The organism is Streptomyces morookaense, from assembly GCF_013030945.1.
Taxonomy (GTDB): domain Bacteria; phylum Actinomycetota; class Actinomycetes; order Streptomycetales; family Streptomycetaceae; genus Streptomyces; species Streptomyces morookaensis.
In genome coordinates this window covers 90,102-115,760 of sequence record NZ_JABBXF010000002.1, presented here as the reverse complement: position 1 = coordinate 115,760, position 25,659 = coordinate 90,102, and the positions used below count along the sequence as shown (strand labels likewise).

Below are 25,659 nucleotides of genomic sequence, written 5' to 3'. Positions count from 1 at the left end.
GGGGAAAGGCCCGCGTGGCAGACCCGTACGCTCGATGGGGTGAGCAGAACCAGCCCCCCGCCCGCCACCGCGGCCCCCGACGTGCCCTCCCTGCGGGTGGTCCGGCTCGCCGTGCACATCGCGTTCTACGCGCTGCTCGCCGTGGCCCTGGGGCCCGCCCTGCTCGGGGAGGAACCCGCGCTCGTCCTGCTGCCGGGCGCGGCGCTGGCCGCGGTGTACGGGGCCGGGGTCGTCCGGCACCGGGACCGCCCCGTGCCGTGGCTGCTCGCCGTCACCGCCCTGTGGCTGGTGCTGCTGGCGCTGGACGCGCGCTTCAGCTACGTCGCCTTCCCGATCTTCTTCCTCTGCCTGCACGTCCTGCCGGTGCGCCGCTCGCACCCCGCCATCGCCGCGGCGACCGCCGCCGTCGTGGCCGCACAGGCCGCGGCACCCGGCGGCCTCACCGCGGCCAAGGTGATCGGCCCGGTGGCCGGCGCCGCGGTCGCGATCATGACCGGATACGGGTACGCCGCCCTGTACCGCGAGAGCCAGAAGCGGCAGCGGCTGATCGACGACCTGGTGCGCACGCGCGACGAACTCGCCGCCGCCCAGCGCGAGGCGGGCCGCCTCGCCGAACGGCAGCGGCTCGCCCGCGAGATCCACGACACCCTCGCCCAGGGCCTGTCCAGCATCGTCCTGCTCGCCCGCGCCGCCGAGACGGCACCCGGCGAGGCGGCCCGCGCCCGGGTCCGCGAGATCGGCCGCACCGCCGCGGACAACCTGGCCGAGGCCCGCCGCTTCGTCCAGGCCCTCACCCCGCCCGCCCTGGAGGACGCCCCGCTGCCGGAGGCACTGCGCCGCACCACCGTGCGCACCGTCCCGGGCGCCGTCTTCCGCGTGGACGGCGACCCCTGCCCGCTGCCCGTCGAGACCGAGGTCGCCCTGCTGCGCCTCACCCAGGAGGCCCTCGCCAACGTCGCCCGGCACGCCCGCGCCGAGCACGCCGCGGTGACCCTGGCCTACCTGGACGGCCAGGTGGCCCTGGACGTGTACGACGACGGCGTGGGCTTCGTCCCCGGCGAACTCCCGCCCGACGGCCGCCGCACGTTCGGCCTGCACGGCATGCACGAACGCATCGCGGAGCTCGGGGGCACCCTGACGGTGGAGTCGTCCCCGGGCGAGGGCACAGTGGTCGCGGTGGTGGTGCCGACGGTGACCCGCCCCGTAAGGGGCGCTGGGGGTACCCCCAGCGGTAGCTGGGGGAGGAACTGCGCGACCAGCCACAGCCGGCCCGCAGCGGCGATACGGCCCAGGACGGTCGCCCCATGAGCCCCGCACCGCACGCAGGTAGAGCCGTCCACGTCCTGCTCGTCGACGACCACCCCGTCGTCCGCCGCGGCCTGCGCGCCATGGTGGACGACCTGCCCGACGTCGAGGCCGTCGGCGAGGCCGCCGACGGTGCCGAGGCACTGCGGCTGCTGGCGGACGGGGTGTGCCCCGATGTCGTCCTCATGGACCTCCAGATGGGCACCGGCATGCACGGCGTCGAGGCCACCCGGCGCATCACCGCCCTGCCCTCCCCGCCGGCCGTGCTGATCCTCACCACCTACAGCACCGACGCCGACATCCTCGCCGCCGTCGAGGCGGGCGCCACCGGGTACCTGCTCAAGGACGCGCCGCCCGAGGACGTCGCCGCCGCCGTGCACGCCGCGGCCCGCGGCGAGACCGTGCTCGCCCCGCCGGTCGCGGCCCGCCTGCTCGGCCGGGTCCGGGCCGGCGGCCGGCCCGCCCTCTCGCCGCGGGAGACCGAGATCCTGGGACTCCTGGCCGAGGGCCTGGCCAACCGGCAGATCTCGCGCCGCCTGTTCATCAGCGAGGCCACGGTCAAGACCCACCTCGTGCACATTTACGGAAAGCTCGGCGTGGACAGCCGCACGGCCGCGGTGACGGCGGGCCTGGCGGCCGGGTTGATCCGGCCCGCCTGACGGGTGCGAGAATCATGGCCGAACGACCACGAGCACAGGGAGCACCCCACATGGCACCGGCCGTCCCCACGACGATGGAACGACCGCACTTCATCGGCATCGGCGGCGCCGGCATGTCGGGCATCGCCAAGATCCTCGCCCAGCGCGGCGCGGCCGTCGCGGGCAGCGACGCCAAGGAGTCGGCGACGGCCGGGGCGCTGCGCGCCCTCGGCGCGACGGTGCACATCGGGCACGCCGCCGAGCACCTCGCCGAGGACGCCACCTGCGTGGTCGTCTCCAGCGCCATCCGCGCGGACAACCCCGAGCTGGCCGCGGCCGCCGCGCGCGGCATCCCCGTCGTGCACCGCTCGGACGCGCTGGCCCGCCTGATGGACGGCCTGCGCCCGATCGCCGTCGCCGGCACCCACGGCAAGACGACCACGACGTCCATGCTGGCCGTCTCCCTCGACGCGCTGGGCCTGGCGCCCTCGTACGCCATCGGCGGCGACCTGGCCGGCCCCGGCACCAACGCGGCGCACGGCAGCGGCGAGATCTTCGTCGCGGAGGCGGACGAGAGCGACCGCAGCTTCCACAAGTACGCGCCCGAGGTCGCGATCATCCTCAACGTGGAGCTGGACCACCACGCCAACTACGCGTCGATGGAGGAGATCTACGAGTCCTTCGCGACGTTCGTCGGCCGCATCCGCCCCGGCGGCACGCTCGTCGTCGCCGCCGACCAGGACGGCGCCCGCGAGCTGACCCGGCGCATCGACCGCCAGGACATCGAGGTCGTCACCTACGGCGAGGCGGAGGACGCCGACGTCCGCGTCCTCAAGGTCACCCCGCGCGGCCTGACCAGCGAGGTCACCGTCGACCTCAAGGGCCGCACACTCACCTTCGGCGTCTCCGTCCCCGGCCGCCACTACGCGCACAACGCCGTCGCCGCCCTCGCGGCCGGCGCCGCGCTCGGCATCCCCGCGGACGATCTGGCGTCCGCCCTCGGCAAGTTCACCGGCGTGGGCCGCCGCCTGCAGCTCAAGGGCGAGGCGAACGGCGTCCAGGTGATCGACTCCTACGCCCACCACCCCACCGAGATGACCGCCGACCTGGAGGCCATCCGCGGCGCCGCCGCCGACGCCCGCGTCCTGGTCGTCTTCCAGCCGCACCTCTTCAGCCGCACCCAGGAACTCGGCACCGAGATGGGCCAGGCGCTCGCCCTCGCCGACTCCTCGGTGGTCCTGGACATCTACCCGGCCCGCGAGGACCCGGTCCCCGGCATCACCAGCGCCCTGATCATCGACGCCGCGCACGCCGCGGGCGCCGACGTCCGCCCCGAGCACGACATGACCGCGATCCCCGAGGTGATCGCGGGAATGGCCCGCCCCGGCGATCTCGTTCTCACGATGGGCGCGGGCGACGTCACGGACCTCGGCCCGAAGATCCTGGCCCGCCTGGAGAGCTGAGAAGGGACCGTGGACATGGCGTACGAGGTCGAGAAGCCGGACGAGCAGTGGCGCGCGGAGCTGACCCCCGCGGAGTACCAGGTGCTCCGCCGGGCCGGCACCGAGCCCGCGTTCCGCGGCGAGTACACCGACACGAAGACGGAAGGCGTCTACGCCTGCCGCGCGTGCGGTGCCGAACTCTTCCGCTCCACCGAGAAGTTCGAGAGCCACTGCGGCTGGCCGAGCTTCTACGACCCGAAGGACTCGGCGGCCGTCGAACTCGTCGAGGACCGCTCCCACGGCATGCTCCGCACCGAGGTGCGCTGCGCCCGGTGCGGCTCGCACCTGGGCCACGTCTTCGAGGGCGAGGGCTACCCGACGCCGACGGACCAGCGGTACTGCATCAACTCGATCTCGCTGCGGCTGGTGCCGGCGGAGGGGTGAGGGCGGCCGTCAGCGGCCCCGGCCCGGTACGAGGCGGTCGAGGTCGATGTCGACCTTGAAGGGGACGGGGCGCTGGAGGCCGTGGCGGAAGATCCCCGCGGGTGCGTACGCCTTGGTCGGTTCGTCCAGCTCGTAGACGTGGACGACGGGGTCGCCGCCCTCGTCCTCGATGCACCAGTAGTGCGGAATTCCGGCTTCGGCGTACTTACGCAGCTTGACGGTGCGGTCGCGGTGCGCGGACTCGGGGGAGACGATCTCGATCGCGAGTAGAACCTCCTCCGGCGCGAACCAGGTGCGGTCGCGGTTGTAGGAGGCCGTGGTCACCACGATGTCGGGCTCCGGACGGTTGCGGTCGTCGAGCCGGATGGTCATTTCCGGGCCGACATGGAGTCCCTCGGGTGCCTGCTCCGCGAGTGCGACGGCCAGAAAAGCGACGAGCCGGCCATGCCACCAGCGCTGGGGCGACATCATGAAAACAAGGGCTCCGTCGATCAGCTCGGTGTGGCGAGGGGCTTCCGGAAGGCGGTCGAGATCGTCCGCGAACCATCCTTCGGGACGGGGCGGGCTCATCCAGTCGGGCAAGGCGGTCATGGTGCAAGCGTACTGATCCGCCGGCGGCGTCGCCCGCTGTGATCACATTCGGGCGACAGTGCTTCGAGGGTGATCGGCTCGGCCCGATCACCGCAGCACCGCCGCGGTCTCCGGCGGGAGCAGCAGCGCGCCGTCGGCCGCAGGGGGAGCGACGGGGCGCCACGAGGCGACGACCTCGCGTGCCGTCACCGTCGGCTCCGTCGGCCGGGCGCCCAGGTTGGCCACGACGTCGTACGGGCCGCGCCGGAAGTGGACGACCGGGCGGGAGGGCCCGGTCACCGAGAGGGTGTCGTACGTCCAGTGCGGGTCGGTCAGTTCGGGGGCGGCGTGCCGGAGCGCGATCAACTGGCGGTACCAGGCGAGCAGTTCCGTATGCGGATGGCGGTCCCGTTCGCTCCAGTCCAGGCACGAACGGTCGCGCGTGGCCGGGTCCTGGGGATCCGGGATCTCGTCCTCCGGCCACCCGTGCGCCGCGAACTCGCGCCGCCGTCCCCTGCGGACGGCCTCCGCCAGGGCCGGGTCCGGGTGGTCGGTGAAGTACTGCCACGGCGTACGGGCACCCCACTCCTCGCCCATGAACAGCATCGGCGTGAAGGGGGCACAGAGGACCAGCGCCGCCGCGCAGGCCAGCAGGCCGGGGGAGAGACGGGCGGAGAGCCGGTCGCCCAGGGCCCGGTTGCCGATCTGGTCGTGGGTCTGGGAGTAGGCGAGCAGCCGGTACGCGGGGGTCGTGCGGGTGTCCAGCGGGTGGCCGTGCCGGCGGCCACGGAAGGACGAGTGCGTCCCGTCGTGGAAGAAGCCCCCGCGCAGCGTCTTGGCGAGGGCGTGCGCCGGGTCGGCGGCGAAGTCGGCGTAGTAGCCCTGGGATTCGCCGGTGAGGGCGGTGTGCAGGGCGTGGTGGAAGTCGTCGTTCCACTGGGCGTGGATGCCGTGCCCGCCGGCAGCGCGCGGCGCGGTCGTGACCGGGTCGTCGAGATCGGACTCGGCGACGAGGAAGAGAGGCCGGCCGAGATGCCGGGCCAGGTCGTCCACGGCGGCCGAGAGCTCGGCCAGGAAGTGTCGGGGGCCGGTGTCGGCGAGCGCGTGCACGGCGTCCAGGCGCAGCCCGTCGAGCCGGTAGTCGCGCAGCCAGGCCAGGGCGCTGCCGATGAAATACGCCCGGACCTCGTCCGAGCCGGGTGCGTCCAGGTTGACGGCCGCGCCCCACGGGGTGTGGTGGGTGTCCGTGAAGTACGGCCCGAAGACGGGCAGATGGTTGCCGGAGGGGCCCAGGTGGTTGTGGACGACGTCGAGCACGACGCCCAGCCCGTGCGCATGGGCGACGTCCACGAACCGCACCAGCCCGTCCGGCCCGCCGTACGGTTCGTGGACGGCCCACGGTGCCACGCCGTCGTACCCCCACCCGTGCGTGCCCGGGAAGGGACACACCGGCATCAGCTCCACATGCGTGATCCCCAACTCGGCGAGGTGCCCCAGCCGTTCGGCGGCGGCGTCGAAGGTGCCGTCGCGGGTGAACGTCCCGACGTGCAGCTCGTACAGCACGGCTCCGGCCAACGGCCGCCCGGACCAGGCCGCTTGCCGCCAGACGGACCGCGAAAAGTCGACAACCGCACTGAGCCCGTCCGGCCCGTCGGGCTGACGCCGCGAGCGCGGATCGGGGAGCACGGGCCCGTCGTCCAGGGCGAACCCGTACCGGCTCCCGGTGGCGGCGGTTACGGAACAGTGCCACCAACCGCCGCGGCCGGGATCGGGCTCCATCGCGTACCCGGCACCGTCGACGTGCAAGGTCACGCTCCGCCGCGCCCTGGGCGCCCATACCTCGAACAGCACGACCGGCTCCCTCCGACGGCGACGGCGGTGCCGTTCATGGTCCCACTGCCGGTGCCCGCACGGGGCCTTCTTGTGCGGTGAGTGATGCTGAACCCGACAGCCACGAGGAGGCAACGTGCTCACCTTCCCGCCCGAGACCATCCGCACCGACCGCCTGACCCTGCTGCCACTGCAGGCCGGGCATGCCGAGGAGATGGCCACCGTGCTGTCCGACCCGGACCTGCACACCTTCACGGGCAGTACTCCGGAAACCGCCCAGGCCCTGCGCGCCCGCTACGAGCGCTGGGCCGCCGGTTCGCCCGACCCCGCCGCATCCCGCGGAGCCTGTGCGGAGATCGCCTGGGTGGTCGGAACCCCCTGGCAACGGCAGGGCATCGCCACCGAGGCGGCCCGGGGGCTCGTCGCCTGGCTCCGGAGCCGTAGCCTCAGCTGTAGCCCCAGCCGTAGCCACGTGGTGCACACGGTTGTCGCCCACATCCACCCCGACCACCGGGCATCCGCCGCCGTCGCCACCGCTGCCGGACTCGCTCCCACAAGTCGGCGGCAGGACGGAGAGGTCAGGTGGCAGCTGGTCACGTGCCCTTGACCTGCCTGCAGTGTGCATTCGTCAACTGCCGTCCCCCGTCACGGATCGTGTGCCCGTAGACGTCCTGGTTCAGGGAGTTCCGCCGCATGGGCACGTCGCACACCACGGTCCGCTCGGCGCTCCTGAGCTTGAACGGGTGCGTCGTGTCCCCTTCGGCGTTGCCCAGGTGATTGCCGAGCAGCTCGACACCCGAGGCCCAGTTCTCGCCGCCACCGGTCCTGTTGGGCACGTTGCAGTTCTCGCCGATGGTGTCGTAGTAGCGACCGTGGTCGTCGACCTGATGGTGCAGCGCAAGCTTGGACGTGCAGGTGTAGACCGGCAGGTCCTTCGCCTGCGCGACAGGCGTGACCGCGGTCAGCGTGCCGGCCGCGGTCAGGGCGACGGCGGCCAAGGAGTGCAGAGACTTCACGTGGGCCCTTCCGGAACCGGGGAACGGGAGGCGCCGCGGGGGCGCGGCCCCATGTGTACCGCCAGGGGGCGCGGGTGAGTGCGGGGCATGCGCCCACGTTCACCCGGATTGCGCACGTCCTTCCCCATGCACCGGCGCTCACGCGGAGCGGGCGCGCCCACTTGTGGGATGGCAGCGCGCCCGGCCGGGAAACCCCGGCCGGGCGCCTGTATTGCATCAGGCCGCATGCGCGTACGCCGGGCGCCCTGCGTGGAGTTCGGCACAGGTGCCGGTGCGGGCGGCGTAGAGGGCCGCGGCGATTCTGTGGGCCTGATACGTGGTGCAGTGCGCGTGCAGCTCGTGCTGCGTGAGCCACTTGTACGCCGCCAGCTCGGGGACGTGGCCGCTGTTCGGGTGCGCCAGGCGGACGGTCGTGTCGTCCGCGATCGTCAGCGTCTGATAGACGAAGTCGATCGCGGACGGCGCGCACGTACGGTGGTCGCGCGGCGTGAAGTCGGTCAGTACGAGCCGGACGGGCGTCAGGGCCAGCCCCGTCGCCCGCTTGCCCTCGCGCACCATTGCCTCCCATGCCGGTTCGTCCTCCCACGCGGTGCCGCCCGGCAGTTGGAAGTTCCGTCCGGGATCCGGAGCGCCCTTGCGGTACGGCGAGACCAGCAGCACCTTGCCGTCGCCGTTGAGGATGAGGGCCAGCGCACGGATGCGTGGTGAGGGCATGGGGGCGCCTTTCGGGTTGTGGGGGTGTTCAGGCGCACTACCGAACGTGGGGGTTCGGGCGCTCAACCAGCTTGGGGCGTGCCAGAGTTGCCGGGCAAGCTGCGGCGAAACATTCGCCGAAGTGGCATATTCGCCAAGCAGGGCACGGGTTTCCGGGCGGCGGGCACCGGGTATCTGGCAGCGGGCATGAGTGCTCCTGAGCAGGTCAACAGTGCCGTCGAGCGGGACACGAGCGCTGCTGTGCCGGGCACGGGAGGGCGCACGCATGGCAGTGAAAACAGGGCCGACGATCCGTCGAGTTCAGCTCGGCAAGGAGCTGAAGCGGCTACGGGAGCGGGCCGGGATGTCTTTGGTGCAGGCGGTCGAGGGGCTCGCTTTCAGCGATACGAAGCTGTGGCGCGTCGAGCGCGGCATGACGAGCCTGGACAAGCTGTCGGATCTGCGCAGCCTGTGCGAACGGTACGGGGTCGAGGACGAGGAGGACGTCGACTTCCTGGTCAGGATCCAGCGGGAGTCGTTGAGTCGGGACTGGTGGGTGCCGTACCGGCATGTCATGCCCTCGGGCATGGTCATGTTTGTCGGCCTGGAAAGGGATGCCCGACGCCTGAGGGGCTGGCAGCCGAACGTCGTGTACGGACTGCTGCAGTCCGAAGGGTATGCCCGTGCGTTGTTCGAGACGGCGAAGCCGGTCGAAGAGACCACGACCGAGTTCGTCGAGCGCAACGTTCAGATCCGGATGGATCGCAAGGAGCTGATCACCAGGACCCAGAGCCCCGTAGAGCTGTGGGCCATCATGAGCGAAGGCGCCCTTCGCCAAGTCGTCGGGGACGCCGGTGTCATGCGGGAGCAGTACAGGTTGATCGCCGAGTTGGCCAAGCTGGACAACGTGACGGTGCAGATCATGCCTTGGGATACGCCTGCCTATCGTGCGACGAACAACTTCGTCCTGATGGATTTCGATCCGCCACTACCATCCGTCGTCCACATCGACGACGCGAAGTCGGTGAACCTGGTCGACAAGCAGTCGGAAATCTGGAAGCACACCCGCAGGTTCGACGCCATGTGTGCCGGCGCACTGGGGCCCGGGGAGACGCCGAAGTTTTTGGAACGGCTAGCAAGAGAGCAGGGAAGGCAGTGAGCAAAGCGACTTGGTTCAAGTCCTCCTACAGCGAGCAGCAAGGAGGGAACTGCGTCGAGGTCTGCCACCCCAAATCCTCACGACACGCCGCACTACTTGAGGATCCGCGTCCCCACATCCGCATACGCGACTCCAAAAACCCCACCCTTCACCCCCTCACCATCCCCGCCCCCGCCTGGGCGGCGTTCGTCGCCGGGCTCCGCGCCAGCTGACCCGCCTCACTCCCGCACCAGCAGTGCCACCGGTCCCGCCCCCAGCAGTTCCGCCAGCGGCACCGGACCCGCGGGGTGGGCGTGCCCGCTCAGCGCATCGCGCCAGCTGCCGCCCCCGGGGAGCGGGAGCACCGTGCCCCGCCAGCCACCGCCCCCGGCCAGCCGGCGAGGCAACCGCGTGGCGACCGCGATGACGTGGCCCGCGCGGCCGAACGCGACGCAATGCGCAGCCGCCGGGCCGGCCGCCGCGAACGGTTCGTACGACGACGCCGCACCGAACCATTCCGGATGCGCGCGCCGCAGGCGCAACGCCGCACGCGTGAGCCACAGTTTCTCCCCGGGCAGGCCCTCCACGGGAGGGCGGCCGCCCTCCTCCGGCGGCCTCCGGTTGTCGGGGTCGACGAGGGCGCGGTACACGGTTTCCGTGCCCATGTACAGGTCCGGCACCCCCGGCATCGTCAAGTGCAGGAGTGCTGCGCCCAGGGTGTGGGCGCGGATCGACGGTTCGGCCTCCTCCGCCAGCCGTACGAGTTCCTCGTGCAGCGCCCCGCACGGCCCGGCCGTGACAAAGGCCTCAACTGCCGCCTCGTAGGCGGTATCCGGCTCCGTCCATGTCGTCAGCAGTGCGGCCTCCCGTATCGCCTTCTGCATGGCCGGGGCGAGGCGGCCCGCGTCCGGTACGCCCAAGCCGAAGGCGGTCTGCCACGCGACCCATGCCACGTGCGGGTCGGGGGCGGGGCACCGGGCCCAGAGCCGGTGCATCAGGTCGGCCCACTGGGCCGGGTACTCGGTGAGGGCGGCGATCCGGGCCCGTACGTCGCCGCTCCGTTTGGTGTCGTGCGTGGACAGTACGGTTCCCGTCAACGGCCAGTCCCGCTGCAACCGTCCGCAGAAGGCGTGGAATTCGGACGGGCCGACCGCAGGACGGTCCGGGGTGCCGCCCACTTCGTTTGCGGACAGCAACGGGGCGTAGCGGTAGAAGGCGGTGTCCTCCACCGACTTGGCCCGCAACGCGGTGGCGGTCTGGGCGAAGCGGGCGCAGAAGTCGCGGTGGTCGGGGCCGTCGCCGAGGCGTCCCAGGGCCGCGTCCCGCACCATCTCCACGACCGTTGCTTCTTCCGGTACGGCGAAGGCCGAACGGGCGCCCTGGGCGGCCTCGTCCAGCATGGCCCAGTCGACCGGGGCGACAGGCGTGGCGCCGCCCGGTGCCGCGTACGGCCGGTACACCGGGAGCCGTACCAGGATCTCCCGCAGCGCCGCCCGCAGGGCCCACGGTGCGTGGTCGCGGAGGATGTGCGAGGCGTCGCAGACGCGAACGCCCGCCCGTACGAGCCGTTCCACCTCGGCTGCCAGCTCGTGCGTGACGATGCGGTACGCGGCGCGGCGCACGGTGGCGGGCCAGTCGCCGCCCTGGTCGGCGGGGCGGCCGGTGAAGGTGCGGTAGGCGGCGGCGAGTTCGGTGGCGCCCTGGGGGTCGGTGAAGAGGCCGTCGAGGTGGCGGAGGGCGTCGTAGCCGGTGGTGCCGGCGACGGGCCAGTCGGCGGGCAGGCGTTCGTCGCCGGTGAGGATCTTCTCGACGACGATCCAGGGCCGGGCGGGGGACCGGCCGCCGTGGTGCGTGGCCTGGTGCAGTCTGTGCAGGTAGCCGGCCGGGTCCGCGAGGCCGTCGGGGTGGTCGACGCGGAGGCCGTCGAGCACGCCGTCGCGTACGAGCTGGAGCAGCTTGCTGTGCGTGGCGGTGAAGACGTCCGGGTCCTCGACGCGTACCGCTATGAGTGTCGAGACGGTGAAGAAGCGGCGGTAGTTGAGCTCTGTACGGGCGAGCCGCCACCACGCGGGGCGGTACCACTGGGCGTCGAGCAGCTCGGGCAGCGGCAGTTGCCCGGTGCCGGGGCGCAGCGGGAACACGTGGTCGCGGTAGTGCAGGACGCCGTCCGCCGTGCGGAAGTGGGCGAGCTCGTCGCCGAGCCGGCCGGCGAGGACGGGCAGCAGGACCTTGCCGCCGTGTTCGGCCCAGTCGATGTCGAACCAGCGCGCGCAGGGCGAGGCCGGTCCGTCCCGCAGCACCTCCCACAGCGGGCCGTTGAGGTGCTCGGGCACGGGGACGGCCATGTGGTTGGGCACGATGTCGGCGATCAGGCCGAGGCCGTGGGCGTGTGCCGCGCGGGCGAGGGCCCGCAGCCCGTCCTCGCCGCCGAGTTCGGCCCGGACGGCCGAGTGGTCGGTGACGTCGTAGCCGTGGGTGGAACCCGGCGTGGCCTCCAGAATCGGGGAGAGGTGGAGGTGGGAGACCCCGAGGGCGGCCAGGCGCGGCACGGTGCGTTCGGCTGCCGCGAAGGGGAAGCGGGGCTGGAGCTGGAGCCGGTAGGTGGCCGTTGGCGGTTCGCGGCCTGCGAGGCCGCCGGATGCGTTGCGGTGCATGGAACGTACGTACCCGCTGTGCGCCGGTGGCTATCTGCGGGTTGTCCCTGGTTGTTCGCGCAGTTCCTCCCCCAGCTACCGCTGGGGGTACCCCCAGCGCCCCTTACGGGGTGTACCCCTACCCCGGCCTCTGCAGGATCACCAAACTCCTGTCCGTCAGCGTCAGCCGCTCGCCCGCCGCCATCTTCGGGCCGTCCGTCGAGACACCCTCCGGGCGGGCCGTGTCGACGACGACCTGCCACTGGCGGCCGTGGTCGACGGGGACGACGAAGTCCAGCGGTTCCTCGTGGGCGTTGAACATCAGCAGGAAGGAGTCGTCGGTGACCGGCTCGCCGCGCGGTCCGGGTTCGGAGATGGCGCTGCCGTTGAGGAAGACGGTCAGGGACTTGGCGTGGGCGGCCTGCCAGTCGGAGTCCCGCATTTCATCTCCTTCCGGAGTGAACCAGGAGATGTCGGACAGCTCGTCGTGTGTGCCCTGCATCGGGCGGCCGTGGAAGAAGCGGCGGCGCCGGAAGACCGGGTGGTCGCGGCGGAGCCACACCAGGGAGCGGGTGAAGCGGAGGAGGCGGCGGGCCCGGGCCGAGGAGTCCTCGGCGGGGTGCGGCCAGTGCAGCCAGGAGATCGCGTTGTCCTGGCAGTAGGCGTTGTTGTTGCCGTGCTGGGTGCGGGCGAATTCGTCGCCGTGGCTGAGCATGGGCACGCCCTGGGACACCATGAGCGTGGCGATGAAGTTGCGCATCTGGCGTTCGCGCAGGGCGAGTACCGCGGGGTCGTCCGTCTCGCCCTCGGCGCCGCAGTTCCAGGAGCGGTTGTGGCTCTCGCCGTCGCGGTTGTCCTCGCCGTTGGCCTCGTTGCGCTTGTGGTGGTACGAGACAAGGTCGTTCAATGTGAAACCGTCGTGGCAGGTGACGAAGTTGATGGAGGCCAGCGGCCGCCGTCCGTCGCCCTGGTACAGGTCTGAGGAACCGGTCAGTCGGGAGCCGAACTCGGCGAGGGTCGCCGGCTCGCCCCGCCACAGGTCCCGCACGGTGTCCCGGAACTTGCCGTTCCATTCGGTCCACAGCGGCGGGAAGTTGCCGACCTGGTAGCCGCCCTCGCCGACGTCCCACGGCTCGGCGATCAGCTTCACCTGGCTGACGACCGGATCCTGCTGCACCAGGTCGAAGAACGACGACAGCCGGTCCACCTCGTGGAACTGCCGGGCGAGCGTGGCCGCGAGGTCGAAGCGGAATCCGTCCACGCGCATCTCGGTCACCCAGTAGCGCAGCGAGTCCATGATGAGCTGCAGCACGTGCGGGCTGCGCATCAGCAGGGAGTTGCCGGTGCCGGTGGTGTCCATGTAATAGCGCGGGTCGTCCGCCAGCCGGTAGTAGGAGGCGTTGTCCAGGCCGCGGAAGGAGAGCGTCGGCCCCAGATGGCTGCCCTCGGCCGTGTGGTTGTAGACGACATCGAGGATCACCTCGATGCCCGCCGCGTGCAGCGCCCGCACCGCCGACTTGAACTCCAGTACTTGCTGGCCCCGGTCGCCCCATGAGGCATAGGCGTTGTGCGGGGCGAAGAAGCCGATGGTGTTGTAGCCCCAGTAGTTGGCCAGCCCGGCGTCCACCAGCCGGTGGTCGTTGACGAACTGATGGACCGGCATGAGCTCGATCGCCGTCACGCCGAGTTCCGTCAGGTGCTCGATGAGTGCAGGGTGGGCGAGCCCTGCGTAGGTGCCGCGGATCTCCTCCGGCAGCGCCGGGTGAAGCATCGTCAGACCCTTGACGTGGGCCTCGTAGATGACGGTGCGGTGGTAGTCGGTGCCCGGCGGGCGGTCGTTGCCCCAGTCGAAATACGGATTGACCACCACGGAGGTCATCATGTGGGGTGCGGAATCAAGGTCATTGCGCTTCTCGGGACGCCCGAAGTGATAGCCGTAGACCGCCTCGCCCCAGTCCACCGCACCGCTGACCGCCTTCGCATACGGGTCGAGCAGCAGCTTCGCGGAGTTGCAACGCTGCCCGCGTCCCGGCTCGTACGGGCCGTGCACCCGGAAGCCGTACTGCTGGCCGGGCATCACGCCGGGCAGATACGCATGCCACACGAAGGCGTCGCTCTCCCGCAGTTCCACCGCCGTTTCGGAGCCGTCCTCGTGCACCATGCACAACTCGACCCGCTCGGCCGCCTCGGAGAACACCGCGAAGTTCGTCCCGGCGCCGTCGTACGTGGCGCCGAGGGGGTACGCCTGTCCAGGCCACACCTGCATGAGGGGAGTCTTCCACCTCCCGGGGTCTCTTCCCGGTCATTCACACCGGCGCTCACGGAGCACCGGCAGTGCATACGGTGCGGACGAGCGGCCGCAGGGGGCAACCGGCGGGGCGGCGGATCGCGTCCAAGCGGGTGACAGCAGCGGCCCGCAGAGCGACCGGACGACGACCGGACGGCGTCCCGGCGACGACCGGAGGACGATCTGGCTATGAATCAGCTCACGTGCTGCGCCCGGGCTCAGGACAACACACCGGTCGACGGACCCAGTTGGCCGAAGCCCGGCGGAGCGCGTGTGCGCCGCATCCCGCCCGCACAGTAATCTGCCTTGATCGTTGGACGGGGGCGGAAGGCGGGTGCACAGGTGAGCTCGGGCGGACTGGAGCTGCCCCCCGGAGACGGGTGTCCCGAGGGAGACGGTTCGACCGGCACACCACCCGGTGTGGTGTCCTTGACGCGTCCCCGGGAGATCGGCGCGGAACTGGACTGGGGCAGCGAGGCCTGGAGCGAGGTGCGCACGCGCGCCCGCCGGGCCGGACGGGCCTACATCTGGCTGAACCTGGTGGAGCAGCGGCTGCGCGCCGTCGTCGCCGCCGTGCTGCGGCCGGTGTACGAGCCGGTGCACGGCGAGGACGAGTGGGTGGTCGCCGCCGCGGGCCCCGCCGGGCAGGAGTGGGTGCAGCGCGCCGTGGCCGTACGGGAGGTCAGCCGGCGCAAGGGCTATCTGCTCGACCCGGCCGACGACAACGTCCTCAGCTTCCTCACGCTGCCCCAGTTGCGCGAACTGCTCGTCCAGCACTGGCCGTGTTTCGAGCCGTACCTGGACGACCGGCGCGAGCTCGAACTGGCGCTGGACGAGCTGGAGGTCGCCCGCAACGTCGTCTCCCGCAACCGCGCGCTCTCCCAGACCGTCCTGGCCCAGGCCGAACGCGCCTCGGCCCGGCTGCTCGACATCCTCGGCGGCAGCGGGACGGGGCCGACCTCCGCCGACCGGCTGCCCATAGACGCCGTCGAGGACCTCGTCGGCGACCGCTACGCCGACGTCGTGGGCGTCCACCCGGACCGTGTGCGCCTGCAGCGGCAGCTGCCCGTCGAGGACCTCTTCGGCAACGCCCGCCGGCTGGACGCCGTCGGCATAGGCCTCAACCTGCTCGTCCAGAACTACTCGGGGCGCCGCCTCGTCCGCCTCGCCGAGTCCGGCTGCCGGGCCCGGCTGCTCTTCCTCAACCCGGCCAGCAGCGCGGTGCGCCGCCGGGAGCGGGAACTGGGCATCAAGAAGGGCGAGATGAGCAGGTCCGTCGAGATGAACATCATGCACATGCGGCGGGTCCGTGACCGGCTGCGCGATCCGGGAGCCTTCGAGATCCGTGTCTTCGACGAGACGCCGCGTTTCACGGCGTATCTGGTCAATGGGGATGGATCGGACGGTTTGGCCGTCGTGCAGTCGTACCTGCGCAAGGCCCGCGGCATGGAGTCGCCGGTGCTGGTGCTGCGCGGGGGCGGCCGGTCCGTGGTGCGCGAGGGGCGTGCCGCCGACGACACGGGCGGGCTCTTCGACACGTACCGCGAGGAGTTCGAGGGCGTGTGGGCGGACTCCCGGCCGGTGTCCTGAGCAGCCCTTTCCGGCCGGGAGGACCGGTTGTCAGTGGTGCGTGGCAGGCTGGGTGGCCAGACGGGGGAAGCACCACCTGAGGGGGGATCGCCATGGGCACCATGGGCTGGCACGGGGAGCTGCTGATCGGCTTCGACCTGGAGACCACGGGTACGGATCCGGCGCAGGCCAGGATCGTCACGGCGGCGGTCGTCGAGACGAAGGGCGGGGTGCTCCTGGGGAGCCGGCACTGGCTGGCCGATCCGGGGGTGCCGATTCCGGCCGAGGCGGCGGCGATACACGGCATCACGACCGAGGAGGCGGCGGCCCGCGGCCGCCCCGCCCGCGAGGTCGTCGAGGAGATAGCGGCCGTGCTGGCCGGGCACTGGTCGATGGGCGTGCCGGTCGTCGCCTACAACGCCCGCTTCGATCTGAGCCTGCTGGCGGCGGAGCTGCGGCGGCACGGGCTGCCGCCGCTCGGCGAAGTGGGCCCGGTCGTCGACCCGTTCACCATCGACCGGGCGGTCGACCGCTACCGCAAGGGGAGGCGCACGCTGGGTGCGACGTGCGCGGAGTACGGTGTCGTGCTGGACGGGGCGCACGAGGCGGGGGCGGATGCGCTCGCCGCGGTGCGGGTGGCGCGGGCGGTGGCCGCGCGGTACCCGGAGGTGGCGGAGGCGGATATCCGGCAGCTGCATGCGGACCAGCGGCGCTGGTATGCGGAGTGGGCGGCGGGATACCAGGCGTGGTTGCGGGGGCGGGGGGACGCCGAGGCGGTTGTGGAGGGGGAGTGGCCGATGCGGTAGTCCGGCTGCGGGTTGTGTCTGGTTGCTCGCGCAGTTCCTCCCCCAGCTACCGCTGGGGGTACCCCCAGCGCCCCTGAGGGGGCACGGTACGACCGCTCAGAACGGGTACCAGCGCACCGCCGCATCCCCGTCCCGCAGCGAGGCGACACGTCGCTCGAACTCCGCGAGAGCGGCCGGGTTTCCGGGGGCGTGCTGCGCCACCCAGGCGCAGCTCGCCGTCTCGCGGGCGCCGCGCAGGACGGAACAGCCCGACCACTCGCGGACGTCCCAGCCGTAGGCGTGCACGAACGCCTCGTACGCCGCCGGGTCCAGCCCGTACCGGTCGCGGCTGAGCGCCATGACGACCAGGTCGTGCTCACGGAAGTCCGTGGCGAAGGTCTCCAGATCCAGCAGCACGGGACCGTCGGGGCCGATGTGCACGTTGCGGGGGAGTGCGTCGCCGTGGATCGGGCCGGGCGTCAGGTGCGGGGTGAGGGCGGCGGCAGCTGAGGCGAAGCCGTCGCGGCGCTCGCGGAGGTAGTCGGCGTCGCGCGGGTCGATCGCGTCCCCGGCCAGTCGCAGCCAGCGCTCGACGCCGCCGAGCAGGTCGCGGTGCGGCAGTCCGAAGTCCGGTTCGGGGAGGGCGTGGACCCTGCGCAGGAGGGGGGCGAGATCGGCGGGGCCGGCGGGGCGGACGGCCTCGGGGAGGCGGTGCCAGAGGGTCACGGGGTGGCCGTCGGCCACGAGCACCTCGGGCGCTGCGGCGCGGACGGCCGGGACGCCGTGCTCCTGGAGCCAGGCGGCGATGCGGAGTTCGCGCTCGGCGCGGGGGAGGAGCGAGGCGTCGCGGCCGACCTTGGCGACGAGCCCGTCGGCGGCGAAGACGGCGTTCTCGCCGAGGGAGAGGAGTGCGGCGGCGGGGGCGGGGAGGGGTGCGCCCGAGGCGGCGAGCAGGGCGCGCGCCCGGTGTTCGGTGAATGCCACGTCCATACCTTCTCCTTCGCTCTCCATGGGCCTGCCAGTGTCTCCCGGGCCCGGTGGCCGGATTTCACCGGGGCCCGGAAAATCGGTGGACGCGAGACGGGGCGTCTCGTCTAGTCTGTGGGCATGCCCAAACAGAGTGCCCACATTGCCATGTTCAGCATCGGGGCCCACGGCCACGTGAACCCGAATCTGGACGTCATCCGCGAACTCGTCGCCCGCGGCCACCGGGTGACGTACGCCATACCCGAGTCCTTCGCGGACGTCGTCGCCGCGACGGGTGCCGAGCCGGTGGTCTACCGCTCGACGCTCCCGGACGCCGGCGACCCGGAGGCCTGGGGAACCGAACAGATCGGATACATGGAGCTGTTCTTCGACGACGCGGTCCAGGCGCTTCCGCAGCTCGCGGAGGCGTACGAGGGCGACGTGCCGGACCTGGTGCTGTACGACAGCACGTCCTACCCGGCGCGGGTCCTCGCCCATCGCTGGAATGTTCCCATCGTCCAGCTCTCGCCGCACATGGTGGCCTGGCAGGGCAGCGAAGACAGCCCGATTGCCCGGCAGTTCGAGGAGATCAAGCGGAGCGAGCGGGGCCGGGTCTACTACGACCGCTTCGCCGAGTGGCTCGCCGGCAACGGCATCACCATCGGCCACGACCGTTTCGTCGGCCACCCCGACCGCTGCCTCGCCCTCATCCCGCGGGCCATGCAGCCGCACGCCGACCTGGTCGACGAAAGCGTCTACACCTTCACCGGCCCGTGCCAGGGCGACCGCAGCGAACAGGGCGACTGGGAGCGCCCGGCGGACGCCGAGAAGGTGCTGCTGGTGTCGCTGGGGTCCACATTCAACAAGCGGCCGGAGTTCTACCGCGAGTGCATCAAGGCGTTCGGCGGCCTGGCGGGGTGGCACGTGGTGCTGCAGATCGGCAAGCAGGTGGACACCGCCGAACTGGGCGATGTCCCGCCGAACTTCGAGGTCCACCACTGGATACCGCAGCTGGCCGTCCTGCGCCGGGCCGATGTCTTCGTGACCCACGCCGGCATGGGCGGCTCCCAGGAGGGCCTCGCATGCGGGGTCCCGATGGTGGCGATACCGCAGGCGGTCGACCAGTTCGGCAACGCGGCGATCCTGGAGGGCCTGGGCGTGGCGCGGCACGTCCCGGCCGAGTCCGCCACCGCGGAGGTGCTGCGGGAGGCGGTGCTGTCCCTTGCGGGTGACCCGGGGGTTGCGGCGCGCTGCGCCGAGCTGAAGGCGGAGCTCGCGGCGGAGGGCGGCACTCCGCGTGCCGCGGACCTGATCGAGGCGGAACTTCGGTCCAGGGGGTGACCCCTGGTACGGTCCGCTGCGGACGGCGGCCGTCGCGCTTCACCCCCACGGGGCGCGGTGGCCGCCGTTCTCATGGGACGGTCACGGCGAGCCTCCTGCAGTCATGACCGCCGTAGCCGCCCGGCCAGACAGTGGGCTCGAGTAGACGACGCTCGTCGTCACCGCTCCCAGCGTGCCGATGCGCCCCGCCGTCCGCTCCAGGTCGCGCATCGAGCGGGCGACCACCTTGAGGACGAAGCAGTCCTCGCCCGTCACATGGTGGGCCTCCACGATTTCCGGGGTCGTGTCCAGCAGGTCGTGGAACGGCTTGTAGTTGCCGTTGGGGTAGCGGAGGCGGATGAAGGCCAGGATGCCGAGGCCCAGGGCCTCCGGGCTCACGTCGGCCGAGTAGCCGGAGATGACGCCGGTCTCCTCCAGGCGCCGGACCCGTTCCGTGACGGCGCTCGGGGACATGGAGACGCTGCGGGCCAGCTCGGCATAGCTGGCGCGCCCGTTGCGCTGGAGCGCTTCGAGGATGCGTATATCGGTGGTGTCGAGGGAATCGTCGGCCATCGACCGTTGATACCACGGATTCCACGGCGCTCAGCGGAGAGGGGCGTTGATCGCCGGTTCAGCCTGACGAGCGGGGGCCATAGCGTTCGGATATGACCACACCACAGCACGCAGCCGCCTTCTTCGCCGCCCGCCTCGCCTTCCAGACCGACGTGTCCGACGTCCGCTCCGCGCTGGTCTCCGGCGACCCCGGGTTCGTACTCGTCGACTCGCGCGGAGCGGAGGCCTGGGCGCAGGGACACGTGCCGGGCGCCGTGCACCTGCCCACCGCCGAGATCCCGTCCCGCGCCGCCCAGTTGCCGGACCCTGCGGTACCCGTCGTCACCTACTGCTGGGGCCCGGGCTGCAACGGCGCGACCCGCGCCGCCCTCGCCCTCGCCCGGCTCGGGTACTCCGTCAAGGAGATGATCGGCGGGATCGAGTACTGGATCCGCGAGGGCTTCCCCGTCGACGGAGTGAACGGCGTCGTGCAGCAGGCCGCCGACCCGCTGACGGCTCCGGTCGGGGCCGTCGGCTGCGCCTGCTGAGCCGTCCGCCGGGATCAGGCCGCCTGGGCCCGCACCGTCAGCGACGGCGGCTGCGCCGGCCCCGCACCCGCCCTCGCGCGGGCCTTGGAGCCGTACTCGTCCACGTACTCCTGCTCCGACAGCTTCAGCAGCGCGTACATGATCTCGTCCGTCGCCGCCCGCAGCACCTCGCGCGACTCCTCCATCCCCGCGTAGCGGGAGAAGTCCAGCGGTTCCCCGAACCGGATGGTGATCGGGACCAGGCGCGGCAGGCGGCGGCCGATCGGCTGGGCCTCGAAGGTGCCGATCATGGCGCAGGGTATGACCGGCGCGCCCGACCGAATGGCCATCTCCGCCACGCCCACCTTGCCCTTGTAGAGGCGGCCGTCGGGCGAGCGAGTCCCCTCGGGGTAGATGCCGAGGAGCTCTCCGCCGCCCAGCACTTTGAGGCCCGTCTCGACCGCGGCGCGGCCCGCGCCGTTGCCCGAGCGGTCCACGGGGATCTGGCCGACGGCGCGGAAGAAGGCCGCCGTGAGACGGCCCTTGAGGCCGCGGCCGGTGAAGTACTCGCTCTTGCACAGGAACGTGACCCGGCGCTTGACCATCACCGGCATCAGGAAGCTGTCGCAGAAGGACAGATGGTTTCCCGCGATGATCGCCGCACCCGTGTCCGGCACATGCTCCATGCCCTCGACCCGCGGGCGGAAGACCCAGCGCAGCAGCGGGACGAGCACCACGGCCCTGAAGAGGAAGTAGAACAACTCAGTGAGCCTCTCTGACCAATCCGATCACTGACCAATGCGACCCCCCGCGCCGCGTGACGCTAATGGCCTTCGGGGATCAGTGGCGAGAGGGCCTATTGAGCCATTTCGAGTGCCGTGGTTCCTGCCGTCGCTGTTACCGCCGGTGCTTCGTCGAACCGTCGCAGCAGCAAATCCACCACCTCCGGTGCCGGACCCAGTACGTCCGCCACCACATCCGCCCCGGCCGCCGCCGCGCCCGCCGCGATGCGGTCCGGCAGGCGGCCCGGCGCGAGGACGTACGGGGCCACCGCGACGCGGTCAACTCCCGCTGCCCGCAGGGCCCGTACCGCGTCCTCCGTGCGCGGTGCACAGGCGGAGGCGAACGCGGGCCGCACGGCGCACCAACCGGTGTGCCGCCACTCCCGCGCGACTGCTGCGATCACCGCGATCGCCTCCGGGTCCGAGGAGCCCGCCGAGGCCAGGACGACCCCGGTCGAGCGCCGGTCGCCGGGGCGCACCCCGGCCTCGTACAGCCGTCTCTCCAGGGCCGACGTCAACAGGGGCGACGGACCCAGGACTTCGGCCTGGACGAGCGACAGGCCCGGCAGGCGGGACGCCGCCCGGCGCAGGACCGCAGGCACGTCCGCCTTGGCGTGGAAGGCCCGCGTCAGCAGCAGCGGCTGCGCCACCACATCCCGCACGCCCTCCGCCGCCAGCCGTTCCAGGACCTGTCCCACGCCCGGGGCGCAGAAGTCCAGGAAGCCCACTTCCACGCGCAGCCCCGGCCGTTGCTCCGCCACCCGCGCCCGCAGCCGCGCCACGGTGGCCGCGTGGCGCGGGTCGCGGCTGCCGTGCGCGACCAGGACGAGTGCCTCTCTCACGGGTCTCGCCGGCTTCACCGGCCCGCCGCCAGGCCCCGTGTGCGCAGCACCCGCCGCTCCAGCGGGCTGAAGACCGCCAGGTCGATGGCGATGCCCACGAACAGGATCATGATGATGCCGAGCAGTACCCCCGGCATGTCCGAATCCGTTCGCGCGTTCTCCAGGTACTGGCCCAGACCAAGGCCCAAGTCCGGTGAGGAAGCGATGAGTTCGGCGGCCATGAGCGACCGCCATGAGAACGCCCAGCCCTGCTTCAGGCCCGCCACGTAGCCCGGCAGGGCCGCCGGCAGCAGCACGTACCGTGCGCCCCGCACCCCCGTCGCCCCCAGCGTGCGGCCCGCCCGCAGATACAGCGGGGGCACCTGGTCGATGCCCGACACCAGGCCGTTGGCGATGGACGGCACCGCGCCCAGCAGGATCACCGCGTACATCGCCGCGTCCGTGATGCCCAGCCAGATGACCGCCGCCGGCACCCACGCCACCGACGGGAGGGATTGCAGGCCCGAGAGCACCGGGCCCAGTGCCGCCCGGACGAACGGGACCCGCGCCACCAGCAGACCGAGCGGGGTGCCGATGGCGAGTGCGGCGAGGAAGCCGAGCAGGCCGCGCGAGACGCTCGTCCAGATGATGTCGAACAGGGTGCCGTTCAGCCACAGTTCGCGGAGGCTGTGCCAGACCGCCGACGGGTCGGGCAGCTTGTAGTCGTCGGTGACGTGCGCCAGGACCAGCAGCTTCCAGACGGCCAGGACGACGATCACCGCCGTGACGGGCGGCAGCACCTTCCGCCACAGGACCTCCCGCCACGGCGTGCGCCGCACGAGAGGGGTTTCCAGCGCGTCGAGCCCGGCCTCCAGGCCGGCCAGTTCCGTGCCGGTGCTCGTGCCCGTTGTGTCAGTTCCGGCCATGTCGGCGGATCTCCCCCCGCAGTTCCTCGGTGATCTCGACGGACAGGTCCGCCACGGCCGGGTCCTCGATGCGGCGCGGCTGCGGCAGTCCGACCGTCCACTCGCGGGCCACCCGGCCCGGCCGCGACGACAGCAGCACCACGCGTTCGCCCAGCCGCACGGCCTCCCGCACGTTGTGCGTGACGAACAGGACCGACAGCTGCGTCTCGGCCCAGATGCGGGCCAGTTCGTGGTGCAGCACGTCGCGGGTGATGGCATCGAGCGCGGCGAACGGTTCGTCCATCAGCAGCACTCGGCTGTCCTGCGCGAGCGCCCGGGCCAGGGCGACGCGCTGCCGCATGCCGCCCGACAGCTCGTGCACCCGCTTGTCGTACGCCCCGCCCAGGCGGACGAGGTCCAGCAACCGCTCGGCCTCCGCCCGGCGTTCGGGCCGGGGCACGCCGCGCAGCCGCAGCGCCAGCTCGATGTTGCGGCCGGCGGTGAGCCACGGGAAGAGGGCGTGGTCCTGGAACATCAGGGCGGGGCGGCCGCCGGGCACCTCGATGCTGCCGGACGTCGGGGTGTCCAGGCCCGCGACGAGGTTCAGCAGTGTCGACTTGCCGCAGCCGGATGCGCCCAGCAGGCAGACGAACTCGCCCTGGCGGACGTCGAGGGTGATGTCGTCGAGGACGGGCACGGCGGGGCCGCCGTGGCCCGGCCGGCCGAAGCTCTTGTGGACGTGGTCGAGCCGGACGGCGACGGCCGTGCCGGTGGTGAGTGTTGCCGGAGCCATCCGGTCACCTCCAGGGGGGAACGGGCCTACTGCCGACCGAGGTTCGCGGCGCCGACCGGCCGCTTGCCCTCGCCCGCGAGGACCCTGTTGAGCGGCCTCAGGTCGTAGATGCCGGTCAGGTCGGGCTTGTCCAGCAGCCCGGCCGTGACGGCGTGGGACGCCTCGGCGTCCAGGGTCGCGGCCAGCGGGTCGTCGGTGAGCGTGAGGGACGCCCACGCCGGATCGAGGACGGCGGCGGGCAGGCCGCTGCCGGAGAGCTTCTTCAGCGCCGCGTTCGCGCTCTCCTTCGCCTGCTGCGGGTGGGCCGCGATCCACGCGTTGGTCTTCACCGAGCCGCGCAGCACGGCCTCGACGACGTCCGGGTGTGCGGCGAGGAATTTCTGCGACACCACCACGTTGGTGATGACGAACTTCCTGTCCGGCCACAGCGTGCTCTCGTCGAGCAGCACCTTGCCGCCCTCCGACACGAGCTTGGAGGCCGTCGGCTCGGGCACCCAGGCGCCGTCCACCGAGCCGGACCTGAAGGCGTCCGGCGTCACCTTGTTGTCCATGCGGACGACGGAGACGTCGCCCTTGCCGCTCTGCGGGTCGACCTTCCAGCCCTTCCCGGCGATCCAGTTGAGGAACGCCACGTCCTGCGTGTTTCCCTTCTGCGGAGTGACGATCTTCTTGCCCTTGACGTCGTCCAGGGTGGCGATCTTCTTCGGGTCGACGACGAGCTTCACGCCGCCGGACGCGGAACCCGAGACGATGCGCAGGCTGCGGCCCTTGGACTTCACGTAGCCGTTGATCGCGGGGGCGGGTCCGATCCAGCCGATGTCGATCGAACCGGCGTTGAGCGCCTCGATCTCGGACGGTCCGGCGTTGAAGGTCGTCGACTTCAGCCGGGTGCCGCCCAGTTCCTTCTGGATGATGCCTTCCTGGTCGCCGACCAGGGCCGTGGCATGGGTGATGTTGGGGAAGTAGCCGATGCGCACGGTGTTCGCGGACAGTTTCCTGCCGGACGATGCCGTGGCCGCGGCGCCGGCCTGCTTCTGCGAGCCGTAACCGCAGGCGCCGAGGGCCGGGATGAGCAGGGGCAGGGCGGCGAGGGCCGCGAGGGTGCGGCGGACGGCTGCGGGCACGGGGGCGTTCCTCTCGGTGGGCGGAGCTGGGGCGTGGCCGGCGGACCTCCGCGCCCCGTCAGGGGCGCTGGCGGTACCCCCAGCGGTAGCTGGGGGAGGAACTGCGCGATCGGCCACGACGCGCCCGCAGCCGGCGTTCCCGGGGCTGCGCCCCGGACCCGGGCGGTGCGTCGGCTGCGGGCCGGTGGGGGCTGGTCGCGCAGTTCCCCGCGCCCCTACGGGGCGCCAAGGCGTCCCCCGAAAGACGTTCCCGCCATGCCCGCCGTGAGCGTCGTCCCGTCGGCCGGGTCGATCAGCAGGAACGAGCCCGTGCGGCGGGAGTCGGCGTAGGCGTCGAGCGCGAGCGGCTCCGCGGTGCGCAGCACCACCCGGCCGATGTCGTTGGCGGCCAGCTCGCCGGGGTCGGCGTGCTGGGAGAGGTCGTCCAGGGCGAGGCGCGAGGGGACGGCCTTGACGATGGCCTTCACCGTGCGGGTGGTGTGCTTGAGCAGCACCCGGTCGCCGGGGCGCAGGGGCCGGTCGGCGACGTGGCAGACGGTCGCCTCGACGTCCTGCGTCGGCGCGGGGGCGGCCGCCGCGGGTGCGATGAGGTCGCCGCGCGAGACGTCGAGGTCGTCGGCGAGCCGCACCGTCACCGACTGCGGCGCCCAGGCCACGTCCACGGCCTGCCCGAGCGCGTCGATCGCGGTGACCGTGCTCGTGCGCCCGGACGGCAGCACGGTCACCTGCTCGCCGACCCGCAGCACGCCGGAGGCGATCTGGCCCGCGTAGCCGCGGTAGTCGGGGTGCTCGGCGGTCTGCGGGCGGATGACGTACTGGACGGGGAACCGGGCCGGTTCGCCGCTGGGGTCGGCGACGACGGGCACGGTCTCCAGGTGTTCCAGCACGGTCGGGCCGCCGTACCAGTCCATGTGGGCGGACGGTTCCACGACGTTGTCGCCGGCGAGGGCGGAGACGGGGATGGCGGTCACGTCGGGCACGCCGAGCGAGGAGGCGTAGCGGCCGAACTCCTCGGCGATCGCGGCGAAGACGGGCTCCGCGTAGTCGACGAGGTCCATCTTGTTGACCGCCAGCACGACGTGCGGGACGCGCAGCAGGGCGGCGACGGCGGCGTGCCGCCGGGTCTGCTCGACGACGCCGTTGCGGGCGTCGACGAGCACCACGGCCAGCTCGGCGGTCGACGCGCCGGTCACCATGTTGCGGGTGTACTGCACGTGCCCGGGCGTGTCGGCCAGCACGAACCGCCTGCGGGGGGTGGCGAAGTAGCGGTAGGCGACGTCGATGGTGATGCCCTGCTCGCGCTCCGCGCGCAGCCCGTCGGTGAGCAGGGCGAGGTCGGGTGCGGCGGCGCCGCGGCTGCGGGAGGCGTGCTCGACGGCCTCCAACTGGTCGGCCAGCACCGCCTTGGAGTCGTGCAGCAGCCGCCCGACGAGGGTGGACTTGCCGTCGTCGACGGATCCGGCGGTGGCGAACCGCAGCAGCGAGGTCGTGCCGGCCTCGATGGTCGTACTGGACATGG

Annotated in this window: 25 protein-coding genes; 11 read left to right on the top strand and 14 right to left on the bottom strand. The window is 72.1% G+C overall.

Going from position 1 to position 25,659, the window contains the following annotated elements:
• Window positions 1–39 precede the first annotated feature (39 nt).
• Genes HG542_RS01395 through msrB form a run of 4 tightly spaced genes read left to right on the top strand, consistent with a single transcriptional unit; the run spans window position 40 to window position 3,829 of the window.
• On the top strand, window positions 40–1,308 hold the full coding sequence (locus HG542_RS01395; RefSeq protein ID WP_171078105.1) for a sensor histidine kinase: 1,269 nt from the start codon (window positions 40–42) through the stop codon (window positions 1,306–1,308).
• Window positions 1,305–1,964, top strand: coding sequence for a response regulator (locus tag HG542_RS01390; protein ID WP_171078104.1), 660 nt, complete (start codon window positions 1,305–1,307; stop codon window positions 1,962–1,964). Before HG542_RS01395 ends, HG542_RS01390 begins: the two co-directional genes overlap by 4 nt.
• A 50-nt stretch (window positions 1,965–2,014) precedes the next feature.
• Window positions 2,015–3,406 (top strand): UDP-N-acetylmuramate--L-alanine ligase, encoded by a 1,392-nt coding sequence (murC, locus tag HG542_RS01385; RefSeq protein ID WP_171078103.1) that lies wholly within the window; start codon window positions 2,015–2,017, stop codon window positions 3,404–3,406.
• A 15-nt stretch (window positions 3,407–3,421) separates the two neighbouring features.
• On the top strand, window positions 3,422–3,829 hold the full coding sequence (gene msrB, locus HG542_RS01380; RefSeq protein WP_171078102.1) for a peptide-methionine (R)-S-oxide reductase MsrB: 408 nt from the start codon (window positions 3,422–3,424) through the stop codon (window positions 3,827–3,829).
• A 9-nt stretch (window positions 3,830–3,838) separates the two neighbouring features.
• Here msrB and HG542_RS01375 read toward each other — a convergent pair whose 3' ends face one another.
• Complete coding sequence (locus HG542_RS01375; RefSeq protein WP_171078101.1) at window positions 3,839–4,420, bottom strand: Uma2 family endonuclease; 582 nt, start codon at window positions 4,418–4,420, stop codon at window positions 3,839–3,841.
• A gap of 87 nt (window positions 4,421–4,507) precedes the next feature.
• Complete coding sequence (gene treZ / locus HG542_RS01370; protein WP_171078100.1) at window positions 4,508–6,250, bottom strand: malto-oligosyltrehalose trehalohydrolase; 1,743 nt, start codon at window positions 6,248–6,250, stop codon at window positions 4,508–4,510.
• A 115-nt stretch (window positions 6,251–6,365) separates the two neighbouring features.
• Here treZ and HG542_RS01365 point away from each other — a divergent pair, with 115 nt between their 5' ends.
• Window positions 6,366–6,836 carry a GNAT family N-acetyltransferase gene (locus HG542_RS01365; protein WP_171078099.1) on the top strand — a complete coding sequence of 157 codons (471 nt, stop codon included), beginning with the start codon at window positions 6,366–6,368 and terminating at the stop codon, window positions 6,834–6,836.
• Here the strand turns inward: HG542_RS01365 and HG542_RS01360 are convergent.
• Window positions 6,823–7,245, bottom strand: a complete 423-nt coding sequence (locus HG542_RS01360) for a hypothetical protein (RefSeq protein WP_171078098.1) — start codon at window positions 7,243–7,245, stop codon at window positions 6,823–6,825. The two genes, HG542_RS01365 and HG542_RS01360, sit on opposite strands and share 14 nt — an antisense overlap.
• Before the next feature lie 216 nt (window positions 7,246–7,461).
• Window positions 7,462–7,959, bottom strand: a complete 498-nt coding sequence (locus HG542_RS01355) for an NUDIX domain-containing protein (RefSeq protein ID WP_171078097.1) — start codon at window positions 7,957–7,959, stop codon at window positions 7,462–7,464.
• 265 nt (window positions 7,960–8,224) lie between these two features.
• Here HG542_RS01355 and HG542_RS01350 point away from each other — a divergent pair, with 265 nt between their 5' ends.
• Complete coding sequence (locus HG542_RS01350; RefSeq protein ID WP_171078096.1) at window positions 8,225–9,097, top strand: helix-turn-helix domain-containing protein; 873 nt, start codon at window positions 8,225–8,227, stop codon at window positions 9,095–9,097.
• A complete protein-coding gene (locus tag HG542_RS01345) occupies window positions 9,022–9,309 on the top strand; it encodes a DUF397 domain-containing protein (protein ID WP_308438080.1) in 288 nt (95 codons plus the stop codon). The genes HG542_RS01350 and HG542_RS01345 overlap by 76 nt, the downstream gene beginning before the upstream one ends.
• A 6-nt stretch (window positions 9,310–9,315) precedes the next feature.
• Here the strand turns inward: HG542_RS01345 and treY are convergent, their stop codons facing one another.
• Both treY and glgX read right to left on the bottom strand, forming a co-directional pair.
• Window positions 9,316–11,730, bottom strand: a complete 2,415-nt coding sequence (gene treY / locus HG542_RS01340) for a malto-oligosyltrehalose synthase (protein ID WP_171078094.1) — start codon at window positions 11,728–11,730, stop codon at window positions 9,316–9,318.
• A gap of 118 nt (window positions 11,731–11,848) precedes the next feature.
• Window positions 11,849–13,975, bottom strand: coding sequence for a glycogen debranching protein GlgX (gene glgX / locus HG542_RS01335; RefSeq protein ID WP_171078093.1), 2,127 nt, complete (start codon window positions 13,973–13,975; stop codon window positions 11,849–11,851).
• 363 nt (window positions 13,976–14,338) lie between these two features.
• On the opposite strand from glgX, the gene HG542_RS01330 reads away from it, so the two are divergent.
• Both HG542_RS01330 and HG542_RS01325 read left to right on the top strand, forming a co-directional pair.
• A complete protein-coding gene (locus HG542_RS01330) occupies window positions 14,339–15,586 on the top strand; it encodes a DUF5919 domain-containing protein (protein WP_171078092.1) in 1,248 nt (415 codons plus the stop codon).
• A gap of 101 nt (window positions 15,587–15,687) precedes the next feature.
• Complete coding sequence (locus tag HG542_RS01325; protein ID WP_171078163.1) at window positions 15,688–16,371, top strand: 3'-5' exonuclease; 684 nt, start codon at window positions 15,688–15,690, stop codon at window positions 16,369–16,371.
• A gap of 96 nt (window positions 16,372–16,467) precedes the next feature.
• Here HG542_RS01325 and HG542_RS01320 read toward each other — a convergent pair whose 3' ends face one another.
• Window positions 16,468–17,340: a phosphotransferase enzyme family protein gene (locus tag HG542_RS01320; protein ID WP_229922770.1), complete on the bottom strand. Its 873-nt coding sequence runs from the start codon at window positions 17,338–17,340 to the stop codon at window positions 16,468–16,470.
• 117 nt (window positions 17,341–17,457) lie between these two features.
• Here HG542_RS01320 and HG542_RS01315 point away from each other — a divergent pair, with 117 nt between their 5' ends.
• Window positions 17,458–18,657, top strand: a complete 1,200-nt coding sequence (locus tag HG542_RS01315) for a macrolide family glycosyltransferase (protein WP_229922769.1) — start codon at window positions 17,458–17,460, stop codon at window positions 18,655–18,657.
• A gap of 81 nt (window positions 18,658–18,738) precedes the next feature.
• On the opposite strand, the gene HG542_RS01310 is transcribed toward HG542_RS01315, so the two are convergent.
• Entirely contained in the window at window positions 18,739–19,209 is a 471-nt protein-coding gene (locus HG542_RS01310; protein ID WP_171078090.1) for an Lrp/AsnC family transcriptional regulator, read from the bottom strand.
• A 92-nt stretch (window positions 19,210–19,301) separates the two neighbouring features.
• Between HG542_RS01310 and HG542_RS01305 the strand changes: the two genes are divergently transcribed.
• A complete protein-coding gene (locus HG542_RS01305) occupies window positions 19,302–19,736 on the top strand; it encodes a rhodanese-like domain-containing protein (protein ID WP_171078089.1) in 435 nt (144 codons plus the stop codon).
• Between the two features lie 14 nt (window positions 19,737–19,750).
• Here the strand turns inward: HG542_RS01305 and HG542_RS01300 are convergent, their stop codons facing one another.
• The 6 genes from HG542_RS01300 to HG542_RS01280 all read right to left on the bottom strand — a co-directional run bounded on the left by HG542_RS01300 (window position 19,751) and on the right by HG542_RS01280 (window position 25,657).
• Complete coding sequence (locus HG542_RS01300; RefSeq protein ID WP_171078088.1) at window positions 19,751–20,476, bottom strand: lysophospholipid acyltransferase family protein; 726 nt, start codon at window positions 20,474–20,476, stop codon at window positions 19,751–19,753.
• Between the two features lie 95 nt (window positions 20,477–20,571).
• On the bottom strand, window positions 20,572–21,339 hold the full coding sequence (locus tag HG542_RS01295) for a sirohydrochlorin chelatase (protein ID WP_190076279.1): 768 nt from the start codon (window positions 21,337–21,339) through the stop codon (window positions 20,572–20,574).
• Window positions 21,340–21,353: 14 nt separating this feature from the next.
• On the bottom strand, window positions 21,354–22,244 hold the full coding sequence (locus tag HG542_RS34465; protein WP_190076278.1) for an ABC transporter permease: 891 nt from the start codon (window positions 22,242–22,244) through the stop codon (window positions 21,354–21,356).
• Window positions 22,231–23,016 (bottom strand): ABC transporter ATP-binding protein, encoded by a 786-nt coding sequence (locus HG542_RS01290; protein ID WP_171078086.1) that lies wholly within the window; start codon window positions 23,014–23,016, stop codon window positions 22,231–22,233. The genes HG542_RS34465 and HG542_RS01290 overlap by 14 nt, the downstream gene beginning before the upstream one ends.
• A gap of 26 nt (window positions 23,017–23,042) precedes the next feature.
• Window positions 23,043–24,140, bottom strand: coding sequence for an aliphatic sulfonate ABC transporter substrate-binding protein (locus HG542_RS01285; RefSeq protein WP_171078085.1), 1,098 nt, complete (start codon window positions 24,138–24,140; stop codon window positions 23,043–23,045).
• A 215-nt stretch (window positions 24,141–24,355) separates the two neighbouring features.
• Window positions 24,356–25,657: a sulfate adenylyltransferase subunit 1 gene (locus tag HG542_RS01280; protein ID WP_171078084.1), complete on the bottom strand. Its 1,302-nt coding sequence runs from the start codon at window positions 25,655–25,657 to the stop codon at window positions 24,356–24,358.
• Window positions 25,658–25,659: the final 2 nt, after the last annotated feature.

What these genes read in the sequence shown, in the direction of transcription:
- HG542_RS01390 (WP_171078104.1), top strand. Translation starts at nt 1,305, where the DNA reads ATGAGCCCCGCACCGCACGCAGGTAGAGCCGTCCACGTCCTGCTCGTC.
- murC (WP_171078103.1), top strand. Translation starts at nt 2,015, where the DNA reads ATGGCACCGGCCGTCCCCACGACGATGGAACGACCGCACTTCATCGGC.
- msrB (WP_171078102.1), top strand. Translation starts at nt 3,422, where the DNA reads ATGGCGTACGAGGTCGAGAAGCCGGACGAGCAGTGGCGCGCGGAGCTG.
- HG542_RS01375 (WP_171078101.1), bottom strand. Translation starts at nt 4,420, where the DNA reads ATGACCGCCTTGCCCGACTGGATGAGCCCGCCCCGTCCCGAAGGATGG.
- HG542_RS01355 (WP_171078097.1), bottom strand. Translation starts at nt 7,959, where the DNA reads ATGCCCTCACCACGCATCCGTGCGCTGGCCCTCATCCTCAACGGCGAC.
- HG542_RS01350 (WP_171078096.1), top strand. Translation starts at nt 8,225, where the DNA reads ATGGCAGTGAAAACAGGGCCGACGATCCGTCGAGTTCAGCTCGGCAAG.
- treY (WP_171078094.1), bottom strand. Translation starts at nt 11,730, where the DNA reads ATGCACCGCAACGCATCCGGCGGCCTCGCAGGCCGCGAACCGCCAACG.
- glgX (WP_171078093.1), bottom strand. Translation starts at nt 13,975, where the DNA reads ATGCAGGTGTGGCCTGGACAGGCGTACCCCCTCGGCGCCACGTACGAC.
- HG542_RS01325 (WP_171078163.1), top strand. Translation starts at nt 15,688, where the DNA reads ATGGGCTGGCACGGGGAGCTGCTGATCGGCTTCGACCTGGAGACCACG.
- HG542_RS01320 (WP_229922770.1), bottom strand. Translation starts at nt 17,340, where the DNA reads ATGGACGTGGCATTCACCGAACACCGGGCGCGCGCCCTGCTCGCCGCC.
- HG542_RS01315 (WP_229922769.1), top strand. Translation starts at nt 17,458, where the DNA reads ATGCCCAAACAGAGTGCCCACATTGCCATGTTCAGCATCGGGGCCCAC.
- HG542_RS01310 (WP_171078090.1), bottom strand. Translation starts at nt 19,209, where the DNA reads ATGGCCGACGATTCCCTCGACACCACCGATATACGCATCCTCGAAGCG.
- HG542_RS01305 (WP_171078089.1), top strand. Translation starts at nt 19,302, where the DNA reads ATGACCACACCACAGCACGCAGCCGCCTTCTTCGCCGCCCGCCTCGCC.
- HG542_RS34465 (WP_190076278.1), bottom strand. Translation starts at nt 22,244, where the DNA reads ATGGCCGGAACTGACACAACGGGCACGAGCACCGGCACGGAACTGGCC.
- HG542_RS01290 (WP_171078086.1), bottom strand. Translation starts at nt 23,016, where the DNA reads ATGGCTCCGGCAACACTCACCACCGGCACGGCCGTCGCCGTCCGGCTC.
- HG542_RS01280 (WP_171078084.1), bottom strand. Translation starts at nt 25,657, where the DNA reads ATGTCCAGTACGACCATCGAGGCCGGCACGACCTCGCTGCTGCGGTTC.